The 14,876-nt window shown below is 28.7% G+C and carries 19 protein-coding genes; 15 read left to right on the plus strand and 4 right to left on the minus strand.

What is annotated here, in order from left to right:
• The first annotated feature begins 78 nt into the window (after positions 1–78).
• From KQI89_RS15135 to KQI89_RS15145, 3 genes are all read left to right on the plus strand, one after another.
• Entirely contained in the window at positions 79–684 is a 606-nt protein-coding gene (locus tag KQI89_RS15135; RefSeq protein ID WP_216457771.1) for an SMI1/KNR4 family protein, read from the plus strand.
• 137 nt (positions 685–821) lie between these two features.
• Positions 822–1,490 (plus strand): exonuclease/endonuclease/phosphatase family protein, encoded by a 669-nt coding sequence (locus KQI89_RS15140; RefSeq protein ID WP_216457772.1) that lies wholly within the window; start codon positions 822–824, stop codon positions 1,488–1,490.
• 472 nt (positions 1,491–1,962) lie between these two features.
• Entirely contained in the window at positions 1,963–3,075 is a 1,113-nt protein-coding gene (locus tag KQI89_RS15145; RefSeq protein ID WP_216457773.1) for a DNA cytosine methyltransferase, read from the plus strand.
• A 29-nt stretch (positions 3,076–3,104) separates the two neighbouring features.
• Here the strand turns inward: KQI89_RS15145 and KQI89_RS15150 are convergent, their stop codons facing one another.
• Together KQI89_RS15150 and KQI89_RS15155 are read right to left on the minus strand one after the other, a co-directional pair.
• Positions 3,105–3,764: an HNH endonuclease gene (locus KQI89_RS15150; protein ID WP_216457774.1), complete on the minus strand. Its 660-nt coding sequence runs from the start codon at positions 3,762–3,764 to the stop codon at positions 3,105–3,107.
• 148 nt (positions 3,765–3,912) lie between these two features.
• Entirely contained in the window at positions 3,913–4,953 is a 1,041-nt protein-coding gene (locus tag KQI89_RS15155) for a hypothetical protein (protein WP_216457775.1), read from the minus strand.
• Between the two features lie 235 nt (positions 4,954–5,188).
• Here KQI89_RS15155 and KQI89_RS15160 point away from each other — a divergent pair, with 235 nt between their 5' ends.
• From KQI89_RS15160 to splB, 5 genes are all read left to right on the plus strand, one after another.
• Positions 5,189–5,638, plus strand: coding sequence for an NUDIX domain-containing protein (locus KQI89_RS15160; RefSeq protein ID WP_216457776.1), 450 nt, complete (start codon positions 5,189–5,191; stop codon positions 5,636–5,638).
• A 53-nt stretch (positions 5,639–5,691) separates the two neighbouring features.
• Complete coding sequence (locus KQI89_RS15165; protein WP_425514093.1) at positions 5,692–5,913, plus strand: hypothetical protein; 222 nt, start codon at positions 5,692–5,694, stop codon at positions 5,911–5,913.
• Positions 5,914–6,339: 426 nt separating this feature from the next.
• A complete protein-coding gene (locus tag KQI89_RS17950) occupies positions 6,340–6,468 on the plus strand; it encodes a hypothetical protein (protein WP_281418331.1) in 129 nt (42 codons plus the stop codon).
• An 81-nt stretch (positions 6,469–6,549) separates the two neighbouring features.
• Complete coding sequence (locus tag KQI89_RS15170) at positions 6,550–7,146, plus strand: DUF6512 family protein (protein ID WP_216457777.1); 597 nt, start codon at positions 6,550–6,552, stop codon at positions 7,144–7,146.
• Positions 7,147–7,318: 172 nt separating this feature from the next.
• Entirely contained in the window at positions 7,319–8,341 is a 1,023-nt protein-coding gene (gene splB / locus KQI89_RS15175; RefSeq protein ID WP_216457778.1) for a spore photoproduct lyase, read from the plus strand.
• Positions 8,342–8,626: 285 nt separating this feature from the next.
• Here the strand turns inward: splB and KQI89_RS15180 are convergent, their stop codons facing one another.
• Positions 8,627–8,788, minus strand: coding sequence for a hypothetical protein (locus tag KQI89_RS15180; protein ID WP_216457793.1), 162 nt, complete (start codon positions 8,786–8,788; stop codon positions 8,627–8,629).
• Between the two features lie 654 nt (positions 8,789–9,442).
• Between KQI89_RS15180 and KQI89_RS15185 the strand changes: the two genes are divergently transcribed.
• From KQI89_RS15185 to KQI89_RS15215, 7 genes are all read left to right on the plus strand, one after another.
• Entirely contained in the window at positions 9,443–9,886 is a 444-nt protein-coding gene (locus KQI89_RS15185) for a GNAT family N-acetyltransferase (RefSeq protein ID WP_246583136.1), read from the plus strand.
• 228 nt (positions 9,887–10,114) lie between these two features.
• Complete coding sequence (locus tag KQI89_RS17795; protein WP_246583137.1) at positions 10,115–10,288, plus strand: MerR family transcriptional regulator; 174 nt, start codon at positions 10,115–10,117, stop codon at positions 10,286–10,288.
• 217 nt (positions 10,289–10,505) lie between these two features.
• Complete coding sequence (tsaA, locus tag KQI89_RS15195) at positions 10,506–10,973, plus strand: tRNA (N6-threonylcarbamoyladenosine(37)-N6)-methyltransferase TrmO (RefSeq protein ID WP_216457779.1); 468 nt, start codon at positions 10,506–10,508, stop codon at positions 10,971–10,973.
• A gap of 746 nt (positions 10,974–11,719) precedes the next feature.
• Positions 11,720–11,959, plus strand: coding sequence for a hypothetical protein (locus KQI89_RS15200; RefSeq protein ID WP_216457780.1), 240 nt, complete (start codon positions 11,720–11,722; stop codon positions 11,957–11,959).
• A gap of 69 nt (positions 11,960–12,028) precedes the next feature.
• Positions 12,029–13,087, plus strand: coding sequence for an alpha/beta hydrolase (locus KQI89_RS15205; RefSeq protein WP_216457781.1), 1,059 nt, complete (start codon positions 12,029–12,031; stop codon positions 13,085–13,087).
• A complete protein-coding gene (locus KQI89_RS15210; RefSeq protein WP_216457782.1) occupies positions 13,077–13,340 on the plus strand; it encodes a hypothetical protein in 264 nt (87 codons plus the stop codon). The genes KQI89_RS15205 and KQI89_RS15210 overlap by 11 nt, the downstream gene beginning before the upstream one ends.
• Positions 13,341–13,962: 622 nt before the next feature.
• Positions 13,963–14,310 (plus strand): TIGR04076 family protein, encoded by a 348-nt coding sequence (locus KQI89_RS15215; protein WP_216457783.1) that lies wholly within the window; start codon positions 13,963–13,965, stop codon positions 14,308–14,310.
• Between the two features lie 336 nt (positions 14,311–14,646).
• On the opposite strand, the gene KQI89_RS15220 is transcribed toward KQI89_RS15215, so the two are convergent.
• Positions 14,647–14,808 (minus strand): hypothetical protein, encoded by a 162-nt coding sequence (locus tag KQI89_RS15220; RefSeq protein WP_167403014.1) that lies wholly within the window; start codon positions 14,806–14,808, stop codon positions 14,647–14,649.
• Positions 14,809–14,876 lie beyond the last annotated feature (68 nt).

Genomic DNA, 14,876 nt, shown 5'->3' on the forward strand with positions numbered 1-14,876 from the left:
GGTAAATAGTAATTTGTTGGTTTGAAAAATAAATTTTTTTAACAAGTATCAATTAATATGTGATTGGAGAAAAATACAATGAAAATTATTGAAGAATATGTAAATAGATTAAAAAAAGCATACTATGATAATGATGGAAAAAAGAGTTGGGATTATTTTGAAAGAGTTATGCATGGTGCGAGCAAAGAAGATATTAACAAATTGAAAGAGGAGTATCCTAATGTTCCAGATTCCTTAGTAAAACTTCTTGAATATGTGGATGGAACGTATTGGAGGGAATATGAAGGAGAAAAAATTACTTTTTATATTCTTGGTTCTGATGTTAATGAGTATCCATATTATCTGCTTTCAGTAAATCAAATTTTGGAGAGCAAGAATGAGGCAGTCGACTTCTATGCTGACTACGTTAATCGTGAATATAGTGATGATGTTGAAGGAGATGAAAGAATTACAGATTGTGCAAATAACATGAAATGGTTACATTTTTCAGATTGTATGAATAATGGTGGCACATCACAGCTGTTTATTGATTTTTCACCTTCTGTAAAAGGAATTAAGGGGCAAGTTGTAAGATTTTTGCATGATCCCGATGAAATTCAAGTGATAGCAGATAGTTTTGATGATTATTTACAAATGCTAATTGACAATAGGATGGATTTTATTAACGAAGATACGGTTGAGTAAGTAAACTAACTTTTGTTTTTAGAACAGAAAATTCTAATTTATTGAGTTGCTTATTATTAAATTATGAAGAAAATTTATAAACAATGCAATGTACAAATCAGAATTTGTGAGGCGAGTCAATGGAAAAAATATATATCATGACGTGGAATACAGAACTTTATGTTGAAAAGACCTTAATGCCAATATGTAAGAAATACAGGTCAGTAATTAATGTAGTTAAGGGATTTTTGGAAAAAAGGAATGCAATTTGTTTTTTACAAGAGATACCATATTTGAGTAATGAAAATTGGAAGGAACATACTCTTTATTCTGAATTAAATAAGGATTTTCCAAATGCTGAATATGATGTCATATATAACGAAGGTAAACAAATAATGATGACAATCGCAATAGCAAAAAAAGGTTTAATAACCAAGTCGTATTGTGACTGCTTTAATAGCAATCGCACAGTCACTGTACGATATAAAGATAAAAACATAGTAATAACGGGCATTCATGCATTCAATGGCAAAGACAACAAAAATTATCTGGAATCATTAAATAGTTGTCATTCAAATATTATTTTAGGTGATTTCAACGCCGGTGATTATGAAGAATCTGAGAATAGGGATGTGTTCAACGGTATACTGAAAGAATATACATGCATTTGTAACAAAAATACTAGGCGTTGTAAGTATCGGGTTACTCCTATTGATCACATATTTGTGAATATGAAAGGTGTGTCTAAATATACAGGGTGTACTGTACATGAGGAAATAGAGTGTTCAGACCATTATCCGATAACCTTTGATATTGAGTATGAGTAAAGTTGAAACGCTTAATTAAACAAATTCCAATTTGTGCAGGTGAATATATTGAAAGCGATAGGATAGAAATGATGATGGCATAAAAACTATTATATGTATAGGGAGTTAAGAGATACAAATAACAGGATAGTTTTAAAAGCCTATCTTATTTTTAAAGAAAAATATAATCAAAATTTGAAATGGAAATTAAAATATTTACACTGTAAGAGGGGAAGTGTTTGACTTACGGTGCGGAGAACCGTATCGTAAATAAATGAGGTTTTGGATAAGATAGGATTAAGAAATATTAATAAAAAATGATATAATAGAGTAAAGTTTTAAAGGTACTGGCATTGGGTTGGTATCTTTATTTAATTAGTATATAATAAAGAATGTCGAAAAATAAATATTAAATAAAATAATATTTACTATAGAACTAATGTTTGATAAACTTATTATTAATGTAAAAAGATGCAAGAAAGGAAGATGTAAAGTGAGAGTTATATCATTTTTCTCTGGAGCAGGAGGAATGGATTTAGGATTTACATTAGCAGGACATGAGGTTGTTTGGTCTAATGATTTTGATAGAGATGCAGTTAATACTTATAATGAAAATATAGGTAGACACTTAGGGCATGAAAGTACTTTGGGAGATATAACACAAATATTGAATATACGTGATGAAGAGATAAATCAACTTATACCTGATGGAGATATAGTTATTGGAGGATTTCCTTGTCAAGGTTTCTCAATAGCTAATGTGAATAGAAATATGAATGATGATGAAAGAAACTTTTTATATTTAGAGCTGTTAAGAATTATAACAATAAAAAGACCTAGTTTTTTCGTTTTAGAAAATGTTAAAGGACTAGAAAATATTGAGGGTGGAGAAGTTTTAGATATGATTATTGAGGACTTAGAAGGAGCTGGATATACTGTATGTTATGATGTATTAAATGCTTATAATTTTGGTGTTCCTCAAAATCGAGAAAGGGTTATAATTGTTGGAGTAAGAAATGACTTAACGGATATATATATAATACCACAACAAGTTGCACCAGCAAGAAAATCTAAGAAAACATTATATGTAGCTCCAACACACTCAAAAGATAGTAATATTGAAGAGAATGTAACATCATGGCAAAAAGTCAATCGCTTATATAATCTATGGCTTAATAATGATTTGGATAGAAATAGGCATTACTTAAGAAATGATGATAATATTTTATACAGGATACAAACATTAAGAGATGCTATAAGTGATTTACCACAAGATTTTGAACCTGATAATCAAGAAGTATTAAATCATACTGGAAGTTTATGTAGAGTAAATATTAATAATAGAGTAGGTAATAGAGCAACTGATTGGGATAGATATGCACCAACAATAATGGGAAGAGGTAGTGGTACAGGTGGACCATTAATAATTCCACATCCATTACAACATAGAAGATTATCAGTAAGGGAAGTTGCAAGAATACAGACTTTCCCAGATAACTTTCATTTTCTAGGTTCAAATTCAGCATGTTACAGACAAATAGGTAATGCAGTACCTGTACTTATGGCATATAACATAGCTAAAATATTACCACTAGAATTAATATAAATAGAGACGCAGTTTTGTGTCTCTATTTTTTAATTAAGAGAATTCTTCAAGAAATCATAGATAGCTTGTTTCTCGTTTACGGAAGACGCTTTAACTCTATCTAATAAAGTAATAGTAGGTATATCACTATTCTTAGCACCTTCATTACATACATTGCACATTGTAATAAAATCATCAGCTGTTAATTCTTTATTATCTCCGTTGTGGTTACTCTTATGTGCTATAATATGACCAACGTGCAAAGTTACTTTATGACCTGGTTTAAATGGGTCGTCATCTTGAGGTGTTCTACCACATGTTTGACAAGTAAAATGGTCTCTAGAAAACACTTCAAAAGCAATTCGTTTATTTACCCCTCTACTACGAATATTTTCTTCAATTGGCTCAAGAGATAAAAGAACCCATTCATCTACTTTAAGATTTAGATTAGTTCTTTCGTTATCTTTCCAATTTACTATATCATATCCTTGTTCGTCTCTAAGTTCAAATATCCTTCTCATATTATGAGAAATAGGATTTCCACCTTTACCTGGTATTTGAGCTAATTCACTAGATGTTACTTTTTTATTTAAATTAACTTTAAACCATAAAAGAGCTCGTTTAGAATATGACATCCCATCTGTTTTTTCAATAAAGTGATTAAGTGAAAGACCGATTAGGTCATTTAATTTAATTGAATTTTTAGCCATAATATTTCCTCCCTTAACACTTGTTTCAATAAATAGTATACGATACTTGTCCTATTAAGTTTAGAAATATTATTTCAATATTAGAATAATCTAATAATAATGTAGAGTTATTATGCTAAAATAGTGTTATATATAACCAATATTTTAATTATAAATTTCTAACTATTTGATAAGATTTTCCATGTTTTTTTTGCTTCATTTCAATAATTGATAATTTATTCGAAGTATACATATCTATGATATTTGTATGAAAATCTGTAGTTAATGCATTTGTATTAATAGGTGCTGACTTTATAGATAATAACTCTAAAATAGTTTTTCTATATGATAAATCAAACAGAGAAATTAAATTATCATAGTTATCTATTGATGCATCAGTGGATGATACAAAATTTAATGTTGAATCTTTAAGATTCTGGAAGTCTGTATCAATTTTATTTAAAATGTGTTCATTTGTTTTATTGAAATTCAAGCCAATATGAGTACTAATTTCAGGTGATAAAAATATATCACGTTCAATTCTTAGAGAATTCCCTTCATATCTATTTAAGACAGAAACTGCATATTTAGGACCTGCTGAAACTGCTGAAATTAAAGTATTTTTAAAATTAGAGCTATCAACTAGATAAACATCTACACTATTTCCACCTTTTATAAATATTAACAAATCATCTTTAAATATGTTTTCGGTCATATAAGTAAAACGTTTAGTAAAGTCATTCCATTTTCCATCATTTTCGATTTGTTCAAATAGAGATAAAAATTGACCTTTAGAGCCTAAACCATTTTTTCTTTCACCTCCATAATTTGTAACTATGTCTTTAAATAAAGCTTCTCTAGCAAAAGAACCACAATTAATTTCTTTAGTATCTATCACAAAACTTTTTATTGATAATTTATAAGAATTATCAAATTCAATATCACATTTTTCTCTATAGTTACTTGCAACATATGAGTTTACAAATTCCATTGCAGAAGAATTTTCATTAATTGGATATGTAGGGAAATTTCGCCTAACTTCTTCATCCGTAACAGTACCAGAAAAAAGGTCAGCTATAAAATCTTCAATGTCTCTAGCTGTTACTTTACGTTTGGCTTTAGCTTCATCAGTTAAATTGTTGTGCATATAGTTTATTATAGAAAGAGAAGTAAAATCATTTTCTATAGCTCTGCTAAATAACCTTTCCAAAACTAACAATATGTCCGATATTGAATTAGGTATTCTATTTAAATCAGGATTTAGGTGAAAAAAATATTCAACGGAATTTGACAGTTTTGATATATAATATTGGTGACTTGATTGAATAATCTCTTTTTCAAATAATGTATTTATAGTAATCCCCCCTAATTTTAAGTATACTTAGATTATATTTAAAATAATAGTGCTTGTACATATTTAAAGTTGAGAGATTAAGGAGAAAATAATGATAATAAATAGAACAATAACATCATCAGTTTATGTAATTTATGAGGATAAAGTTTTATTACATAAACATAAAAACTACAACACATTATTTCCTTTAGGTGGAAAGATGAATGAAAATGAAGTTCCTCATGAAACTGCACTTAGAGAAGTATATGAAGAATCAGGGCTTAGAGTTGAATTGTATAATAGGGATACTGAATTAAGCTTAGGAAGAGTAGTACAATTACACACTCCTATGCATACACTTCTTGAGAATGTAGGGCATGAAATTGAAAATATAGATTTTATATATTTTTCAAAATCATTAACTAATGAAGTTAAGCCACAGAAAGGCGAAAGTAAAGAACTATATTGGTTTACTAAAGAAGAAATAGAGAGCAATGATAATATAAAACCTCATGTTAAGGCAATGGCATTGGATGCATTGCGTATCTTAAGCAGTATATAAATATATATTATAATATTGAATGAGATATATTATGATGGAGGTTATGTAGATCTATGAATAAAAATAAAGGACGTATTGCTATAACTAAATTTCTTCAATGGAATAATAGAAATGGTTCTTACACAGATGAAAATTGTGATTTAGAAGAAACTTCAAGGATGACATATGAGGATGCTGTAAAATATTTCTTTGGTGTTATGAAAGATGATTTTTATTATAAAATAGCAGATAATATTTTTGAAATCACATATGAAGAAGCAATAAAATCAATTTGAAAAACTACAGTGATACACTATGATGTAATGTAATAATTAAAATGGATGATACAAATGCATATTATGTAATTTGATAAACTTCAATTTATATATTAGTCATATAGAAATTTTTTAATACAATAATTATATATGTTTATTTTTTATAAAAATTTGATATAATATAAATAAGAAAAGCTTAGTGCGTCAACACTAAGCAAAGTCTTAGAATATTTATTTTGTTTTAGGGCTATTGGATGAATTAAATAAAGATTTAATTAAGAGTGAAGCACTATTCTTTGTCGGATGGGTGCTTTTTCTCTTTGCCATTAAGTTCTATATGAATACCAAGAAATTTAATCTTGATAATTAACTTAGAAATAAAAAGATTATGTTTCAAAACTAATCTAATAATATAAATAGTATTGACATCCAAAAGGAGTGGGGTTAATGGAGCTTATTAAATGTACTCTTGATAATGTAAAGTTACTTGCAAAATTAAACAAAGAGTTATATGAGGATAGTTATGAATTTGCTCATAATGTTATAGATTTTAAAATTATAGAGGATATATGTTAAAGTTAAAGTGAAAATTTATTAGTTGTACTATTATAAAATCTTATGAATATTATATAATATAAATTCATAAGGAGGCAAAATATGAAGTATAGAGATTTATCCTCTCCAGAAAAATATATTTTAAAAGGTATACCTATATTATTTATTATAGGATCAATGATGCACTTTGCGTATGATTTATCTAAAAATAATCCTATAGTAGGTCTATTTACTCCTGTAAATGAAAGCATATGGGAACATTCGAAAATGGTGTTAATACCTGTAATTTTGTGGTGGGTACTTTATTACTGCTTTAAAGGTAGGCAGCATTGTATTAACAAAAACAAATGGTTTCAAAGTGCATTTGTAGCTCTTATTACTTCATTATTAACAATTCCTATGCTTTACTATTTTTACACTGAAGCATTTGGAATAGAACTTTTGGTAATAGATATTATAATTTTATTTCTTGCAATTATATTTGGTCAATTACTTGCTCTACACTTTTATAAGTATGGCAAAGGTATTAACTCAAGCATTGTTATAGTATTTTTCGTTGTATTAATATTTATGTTTATGATATTTACTTTTTATCCCCCACATATACCATTATTTCAAGATAATACTTCAGGTGAGTATGGTATCAATAAAATGAATTATATCAATGCTTATATTAATATGAGTAATTATTATTTTTGAATCATTAATAATTATTTTTTCATAATTATCATCTCTTATAAGTAGTCTATCATTTCATCCATTTTAACCTTTATTTTTAAACAATATTTTTTTGTTTAATCATGTATTTTTATTCAAGATTTGCAAAACCTAAAAATAAATTGATTAAAAATATAAAATTATGAGGTGAAAAATGTTTATTCCTAAAAGAGTTATCTTTGAAAAAGGATCATTAGATACTGAAATTGGTAAAAATATTTATAATAGATTAAAAGATAATAAAAATGTTGAAATTATAAATACAAGTTCTAATAAAATTAAAACTCATATACCTGGAGATAATTTATTTGAACAGTATAGATCTGGAAAACAAACACTAGTTGTAGGTGAGCGTAAAAGTTTGAAATTTCAAACTTGTAAACCATCTGCTAATTATCAATTACCATTAGTTAGTGGATGTATGGGAAGTTGTGAATATTGCTATTTAAATACACAATTAGGAGATAAACCTTTTGTAAGGGTCTTTACTAACATTGATGATATTTTGGATAAAGCAAAACAATATATAGATGAAAGGTTACCTCAAATAACTATTTTTGAAGGCGCCGCTACATCAGATCCTATTCCACTTGAACCGTATACTAATGCTTTAAAAAAGACAATAGAATTTATAGGAAAAGAAGAAAAAGGAAGATTCAGATTTGTAACTAAATATAATGATGTAGATACTTTATTAGATGCAAATCATAATAATCAAACTGAGATAAGGTTTAGTATAAATACACCTAGAATTATAAATACTTATGAACACCATACTGCCTCTAGTGATACAAGAATTGAAGCTGCTGTAAAGGTAGCTAAGGCTGGGTACAAAATAGGATTTATAATTGCTCCTGTTTTTCTTTATAATAATTGGCAAAAGGAATATAAGGATTTAATTGAAAGCATAAAATATAAATTACCTAATGAATTTAATGAACAAGTTATATTTGAGGTTATTTCTCATAGATATACAACTAAGGCTAAAAATCGAATACTTGAAATATTTCCCGAAACTACTTTGCCAATGAAGGATGAAGATAGAAAGTTTAAATATGGACAATTTGGGTATGGTAAATATATATATTCTAAGGAGCAGTTATCTGAAATGAAGGAGTTTTTTCATTTGCATATAAAAGATTACTTTCCAAATAGTATAATAAAATATGTGATTTAGTAATTAATCATTATATTTAAAGGAAACTCACTACTCACATTCTTTCGTAGGAGTAAGTTCCGCTGACTAAATCAAAGATTTAGAGCGTCACTTAAATTCCAATTTATGTTATTGAAATTAAAATTTTTTAAATAAAAAATTTTATAGGTTTATTTTTTATAAGAATTTGATATAATATAAATAAGAAAAGCTTAGTGCGTCAACACTAAGCAAAGTCTTAGAACATTTATTTTGTTTTAGGGCTATTGGATGAATTAAATAGATATTTAATTAAGAGTTAAAGCACTAATCATTGGAGGATGGGTGCTTTTTCTCTTTGCCATTAAGTTCTATATGAATACCAAGAAATTTAATCTTGATAATTAACTTAGAAATAAAAAGATTATGTTTTAAAACTAATTTAATAATATAAATAGTAACAAAGCTTTTTATAGTTAATTCTAGCATATCCAATACCACCTCCTAAGCTACAGTGAAGTAATTCACCAATAGCCCATAAGGAGGATAAAACGTTCAAAACCCCCGTAGCCATCCACTACGGAATTCTTAATTTGTACTTTAGAATTATACCATAATTATGTAGAATAAATATAGGGGTATAAAATGGAAAAATCCCACTTATAGTAGTTACGGTGAACTGTACCATAAGTAAGCCTCCAAATTTTATATTTGGGTAGACGAACTTACTCCTTTGAACAAATGTAAGAAGGAGTTTGCTATAAGTAAATGAGATTTTTACTAAAATTGGATAATTGAAAATAAGAGATAATACGTAGAATATAAAGTTCCTCTGCCATAAGTTATAATGTGGTTGAGGAATTTTTGAATTTGAATGATTTACCAAATGATTTATGTAAGATATAATTATATATAACAATACTACGCCTGCAAGGATAGCCATGAGCTTTGGGAAGGATACACTAAATTGGGCGGTTCATATAGCATTTTGTGGTTTTGTGTTTGAATGAAAGCCAGACTAAAATAAAACCATAAACATAACGGAGGGAAAAGATTTTTATGAGTACTACTTTGTTAATTGTATTGTTTACAAATAAATAGCAGTGTCTAGTATCTAATCTGCATCTGCAGGGAGGTCTTGTATTGGAAATTAAAAAGATAGATAGAAATCAAAGAGATACCGCCATTCAATTAGTTTCGGCTGTATTTATGCAGTTTGAAGCCCCTGATTATTCCGTGGAAGGTGTGGAGACCTTCAAGCGCACGGCAATCTATAATAACGATTTTTTAGATAGCTTGAATATGTATGGTGCTTATGATAGTGAAACCCTTTTAGGAGTAATTGCAACGAGAAATAAGGGGAACCATATCGCTCTATTCTTTGTGGATGGAAAGCACCATAGACAGGGAATAGGAAAAAAGCTGTTTCAGATTGTATTAGAAAACAGCACCGCAAAAGAAATCACAGTGAATTCGTCGCCTTATGCAGTTGAGGTGTATCACCGATTAGGTTTTGTGGACATTGCTCCTGAAGAAACCACAAACGAGATACGATATATCCCTATGGTATACAGCAAAGTACAGTAACAAAAATGAGGAGTGAATTAATGCAAGTGATATGGCGAGATATATTAAAAACATAATTCCGCCAAATATACCCGTAGAGAATAAGCACTTTCTAACTCGATAGCCCAAAAACACTACTACTTTATTATCAATATTTTTCAACTTAGTTTTCTGAAACCCAACATTAAGCAGTTTATTGTTGGGTTTTTGGCGTATTTGCAAGGCGTTTAGAAAAGTTTAGTCTATTGCTTGACACAAGCCTATGATGAAATTGGATTATTAAAACCTGTAAAGGTCGATTTATTTACAGGATATAGAATGTATTCTGCAGAACAGATACCAGTGCTTCAAAAAATTGTTTTATTAAGAGATACTAAATTCACTACATTAGAAATAAAAGATATAATACAAAGATGTAATTAGGTAGACATATTAGAGGAATTGGAAAAAAAGAAAATACAGATTAATAAAGAAATAGCTATAGAAAAACAGTGAATAGATAAGATAGATAGTGCAATAAAAGAATTTGAAGAAAAAAATTTTAAATACATTGTAATAATTCCATTAAAATAATTATATTGACTCTCACATTATGTGAGGGCTTATTATCTATTTATAAGATAAATAGGAGGTATTAATTATGGAATTAAAAGAAATTGGTAAGATTAAAATTGAAGGAGAAAATATGTTTCTTCAAATTAACAAGGAGTATATAAAAGGATTGCAGGGATTAGAATCTTTTAGTCACATTGATGTATTGTGGTGGTTTGATAAATGTGATAACAGTAGTAGCAGAAGCATTTTAGAAGTGAATAAACCTTATAAAAAGGCACCTGAAAAGTTGGGGGTTTTTTCAACTAGATCACCTGAAAGACCTAATCCGATAGCGTTGTCTATTACTCAAGTAACACATATAGATTATGAAAAAGGGATAGTTTATATTACTTACATTGATGCGATGAATGATAGTAGTATTTTAGATTTGAAACCTTATACTCCAAGCGTGGACAGAGTAGAAAAGCCTAGTGTTCCAGAATGGTGCAGCCATTGGCCATTATGTTGTGAAGAATCTGGAGATTTTGATTGGGAAAATGAGTTTCTATTTTAAAATATAATATATAAATTTATTTTTGTAGGATATTAATTAAGAATGAAGCACTAATTTTTAATGAGGTGCTTCTTTTCTTTTGTATTAACTTCCTGACCATAGCCACCCATTAAGAATTTACTAAATAATACTTTAGAATTATACCATAAGTGAAATTCTAAACCTATGATTTAGTTAATTGAACTTACTCCTTTGAACCTATGTAAATAGTGAGTTTCCTTTTATGTAGAATATATACACAAGAATAAAATGGAAAAATTCCACTTATAGTAGTTACGGAGAAGCGTATCTGTGGAGAACTAAAATAAATAGGTTATAATTATAAAACTAGGAAGTAAGCCAATGAGGTTATAAGAATCATTGGCTTATATTATAATTTTTTGAGAAAATAGTAATATATCTAGTAGCATGAAGTAAGGTACGTTCCTATATCAATTTAAAGTATATGAACATGCCTTTTTGTAAAAAAGGATCATAGAGAGAAGATTGCTTGAAAAAGATTGAAATGCGGGACAAACTGTAAATGTCAATTTCACTTTCATATTAACGTTATGAAGAAAAAACGAAAGAGTATTCTGCTCTGTATTATTTTGGATATAATATAAAAATCAATAAAAATATGTTATAATTTACATATTAATTTAAATTGTTAGGGTGTAACTACTATTTCTAAATAGAAAGAAATATATTTAGCATTTATGAAATAAATAGAATTTTTAAATAGTGAGTTTAGTGAATTTACTAAGATGAAGGAATTTCTTTATCCTGATGAATATATTAAATATTCTGAGAGATTCAATAATATTCTAAAGAAGTATTGTGATTCAACAGGAATTCCAATAGAGAAGATTGAATTGTATGAACTTGATTATTACTCAACTAGAAAGATTATTAAAGATACTGCATTGATGAGATATAAGAAAAAATTAAATAGTATTATAGAATTACCTTTTTCAGATGTACATTATAAACAATATAGCAGATGATACAATGCTATTTCAGGCTGAAAATATGGGAATATTTATTTGACGTTGCATTCAGAAAAGGAGGATTATATGGAACTTCTTAATGTAAAGAAAGTATCATGGAACAATATAAAGAATAACGTGATTTGTGGAATTATTATGACTGACTGTGCGATACTTATAAGTTATCTGGGAAGTGAGAGGGCACAAAACATTGCATTTGGAATTTTAATCATATCAATTGTGGTAGCGGCAATATATTTCCTTAGCCTCAATATGATAAAACACAAAGGAAAGAAAGTCAAAATTAGTGTCAGTATCCTACTAGCAGTAGTCAGTGGGATTATGTTTGGCGGTGCCAGCATTTATACACTAGCACCCACTCAGTTGTTTTACCCTCATTTTGATAAAGAATCATATGATAAATTGCAGAAATATGAACAGGTAGAAGAGCTGAAAATTCAAAAAGAAAGTTATGAGTTAGGTGGTTGGTTTCTACATAATGGTTCTGGTAAAGCACCACTTGTCATTTATTATGGTGGAAATGGAGAAAATGCATCAACAAGAATGCTTACGATTTTGGAAAAGGAGAATTTACAAGAGCTGTTTTCAGAATATAATATTGCAATAATTGATTATCCAGGTTATGGAAAGAGCAAAGGTACTCCTCCTTCAGAAAGTTCATTAAAAGAAATGGGAATTGCAGCTTTTGAAGCCCTTTCAGAGAGAGAGGATGTAGATGCTGATAACATTGTGCTTATGGGTTATAGCATTGGAACTGGTGTAGCAAATTATGTGGCATCTGAGCGAAATAGTAGGGGGCTTTTATTAATAGCACCCTATGCAGATGGATATGATCTTTATAATCAATTTGCAGGTGTTTTTTATGGGCCAATGCGGCTTTTGGTTGCATTTCCTATGGAGTCAGTTCAGTTTGCAGAACAGATAACTGTGCAGCCCATGTTACTTGCTTCTAAAAGTGATGAGATGGTAAGGTATGAAAGTTCAGTACGGTTGTCAAAAGCTTATCAATGCGGTGTCAGATTTGAAACCATTGAAGACATCAAACATAATGAATTCTGGGGTTCTAATATAGTACAACAGTATATAAAAGAATATCTGGAGGAGGTACATTCAAATGCGGAATAAAGTTAATGAAAAAATATATAAAACTGCTATATTAGCTGCTGGTATCGGTTGTTTTATTTCCCTGCTTGTAATAGCTTATTTTACTAGTGGATCAGTGATTTACAAATTGTTTCCGATTTGGCTTGCCCTTGGGTTTTTAGTATTGTGCTTTGTTGTGGAAAAACTTCCAGTGATACAGAAAAATAAATGGTTAAAGGGATTAGTGAAAATGGTCTGTGTACTCACCGTCGGAATTGTCCTTGCTGTAATATAAGAGAAATATTATAATGCATTAAGGTTAATAATAAAAGCATTAATGGAATATACTAGAGTTATCTATATTACCGCCCATAATAGGTGATACAGGAACAGCTATGATGATTGTGTTTTATGGTATCACCTCCTTATATTGTAATGGCATTATTGAAATAAAGAAAATAAGCATAATACAAAGTAGATAGATTCCAATTTATTAAATTATAAAATAGTTAGTAAAAGATATGAGGTATTACTAGCTTTTGTAAGAAAATATAATGAAAATTTGCAATGGAGAATAATCTGGTTATAGTACATATTGGAGGGGTGTCGATTTTTACTTACGGGAAGGTGAACTATACCATAAGTAAGCCTCCAAATTTTATATTTGGCTAGGCGAACTTACTCCTTTGAACAAGTGTAAGAAGGAGTTTACTTATAAATGCAAAAATTAGTCTTAACCATTCATTTTACTTGGTTAAGGCTATTTTTATTTGCAAAAACTGTATTACAAGTAATCTTATTTTTACAAAATATGTTATAATAAAAATAATTAATTTTTAAGTGCAAGACAAATGCGAATTTGTATCGGAGATTACTTATAAACAATGAGAAAACAAATTTGAGGTTGGAGGTTTATTATGAAAAAATGGTATGATGAGGAGTATGAATGGGAAATCGAGGTAATAGGGTTTCTGTGTAGCGACCACACAGAGCATTATTGCCGAAATGGCGAGGAAATTGGAGATAAGTATACTTGCACCTATGGTTGTCCTGTTAATGCTGATGGACAGGGTATTTGCTCCAAAGTCATGATGATTATGTTTCCAATAATGGAGGCTGTCAGAAGTGGTGGAGATTTAGAGAATATCGGCGGAACTAGTAAATATAGCAAAGATATTGTATGTCCAGATGGTTGTGTCATGTTCAGGCTTACGGCAAAGAAACTTGAAAATGAGAATTTTTATAAGGGAAAGTTTTTTGAGTAGTTTTGATTTTTATTGTATTCAGATAAAGAAAGTATTATTATACCTTATTTATACAAGGGTACTACTTATATTTAAAGGAAACTCACTACTCACATTCCTTCGTAGGAGTAAGTTCCGCTGACTAAATCAAAGATTTAGAGCGTCACCTAAATTCCAATTTATGTTATTGAAATTAAAATTTTTTAAATAAAAAATTTTATAGGTTTATTTTTTATAAGAATTTGATATAATATAAATAAGAAAAGCTTAGTGCGTCAACACTAAGCAAAGTCTTAGAACATTTATTTTGTTTTAGGGCTATTGGATGAAATTAATAAGTTTAATTAAGAAAAGGTGCTAATCTTGTGAGGATGGAGCACTTTTTTCTTTGCTTTTAACTTCTATATCAAGACCAAGAAATTTAATCTTAATTTTTAAATGATGTATAAAAAGATTATGTTTTAGAATTAATCTAATTATATAAACAACTGATATACACTTTATAAAAGTATCAAACATATCCAATACCACCTCCTAAGCTACAGTGAAGTAATTCACCAATAGCCCATAAGGAGGATAAAACGTTC

Source organism: Clostridium simiarum, assembly GCF_018919175.1.
GTDB classification, from domain to species: domain Bacteria; phylum Bacillota; class Clostridia; order Clostridiales; family Clostridiaceae; genus Clostridium_L; species Clostridium_L simiarum.

Coding starts and splice junctions, on each gene's coding strand:
- KQI89_RS15135 (WP_216457771.1), top strand. CDS start 79: ATGAAAATTATTGAAGAATATGTAAATAGATTAAAAAAAGCATACTAT.
- KQI89_RS15140 (WP_216457772.1), top strand. CDS start 822: ATGACGTGGAATACAGAACTTTATGTTGAAAAGACCTTAATGCCAATA.
- KQI89_RS15150 (WP_216457774.1), bottom strand. CDS start 3,764: ATGGCTAAAAATTCAATTAAATTAAATGACCTAATCGGTCTTTCACTT.
- KQI89_RS15160 (WP_216457776.1), top strand. CDS start 5,189: ATGATAATAAATAGAACAATAACATCATCAGTTTATGTAATTTATGAG.
- KQI89_RS15165 (WP_425514093.1), top strand. CDS start 5,692: ATGAATAAAAATAAAGGACGTATTGCTATAACTAAATTTCTTCAATGG.
- KQI89_RS17950 (WP_281418331.1), top strand. CDS start 6,340: ATGGAGCTTATTAAATGTACTCTTGATAATGTAAAGTTACTTGCAAAA.
- KQI89_RS15170 (WP_216457777.1), top strand. CDS start 6,550: ATGAAGTATAGAGATTTATCCTCTCCAGAAAAATATATTTTAAAAGGT.
- splB (WP_216457778.1), top strand. CDS start 7,319: ATGTTTATTCCTAAAAGAGTTATCTTTGAAAAAGGATCATTAGATACT.
- KQI89_RS15180 (WP_216457793.1), bottom strand. CDS start 8,788: ATGCTAGAATTAACTATAAAAAGCTTTGTTACTATTTATATTATTAAA.
- tsaA (WP_216457779.1), top strand. CDS start 10,506: ATGGAATTAAAAGAAATTGGTAAGATTAAAATTGAAGGAGAAAATATG.
- KQI89_RS15200 (WP_216457780.1), top strand. CDS start 11,720: ATGAAGGAATTTCTTTATCCTGATGAATATATTAAATATTCTGAGAGA.
- KQI89_RS15205 (WP_216457781.1), top strand. CDS start 12,029: ATGGAACTTCTTAATGTAAAGAAAGTATCATGGAACAATATAAAGAAT.
- KQI89_RS15210 (WP_216457782.1), top strand. CDS start 13,077: ATGCGGAATAAAGTTAATGAAAAAATATATAAAACTGCTATATTAGCT.
- KQI89_RS15215 (WP_216457783.1), top strand. CDS start 13,963: ATGAAAAAATGGTATGATGAGGAGTATGAATGGGAAATCGAGGTAATA.
- KQI89_RS15220 (WP_167403014.1), bottom strand. CDS start 14,808: ATGTTTGATACTTTTATAAAGTGTATATCAGTTGTTTATATAATTAGA.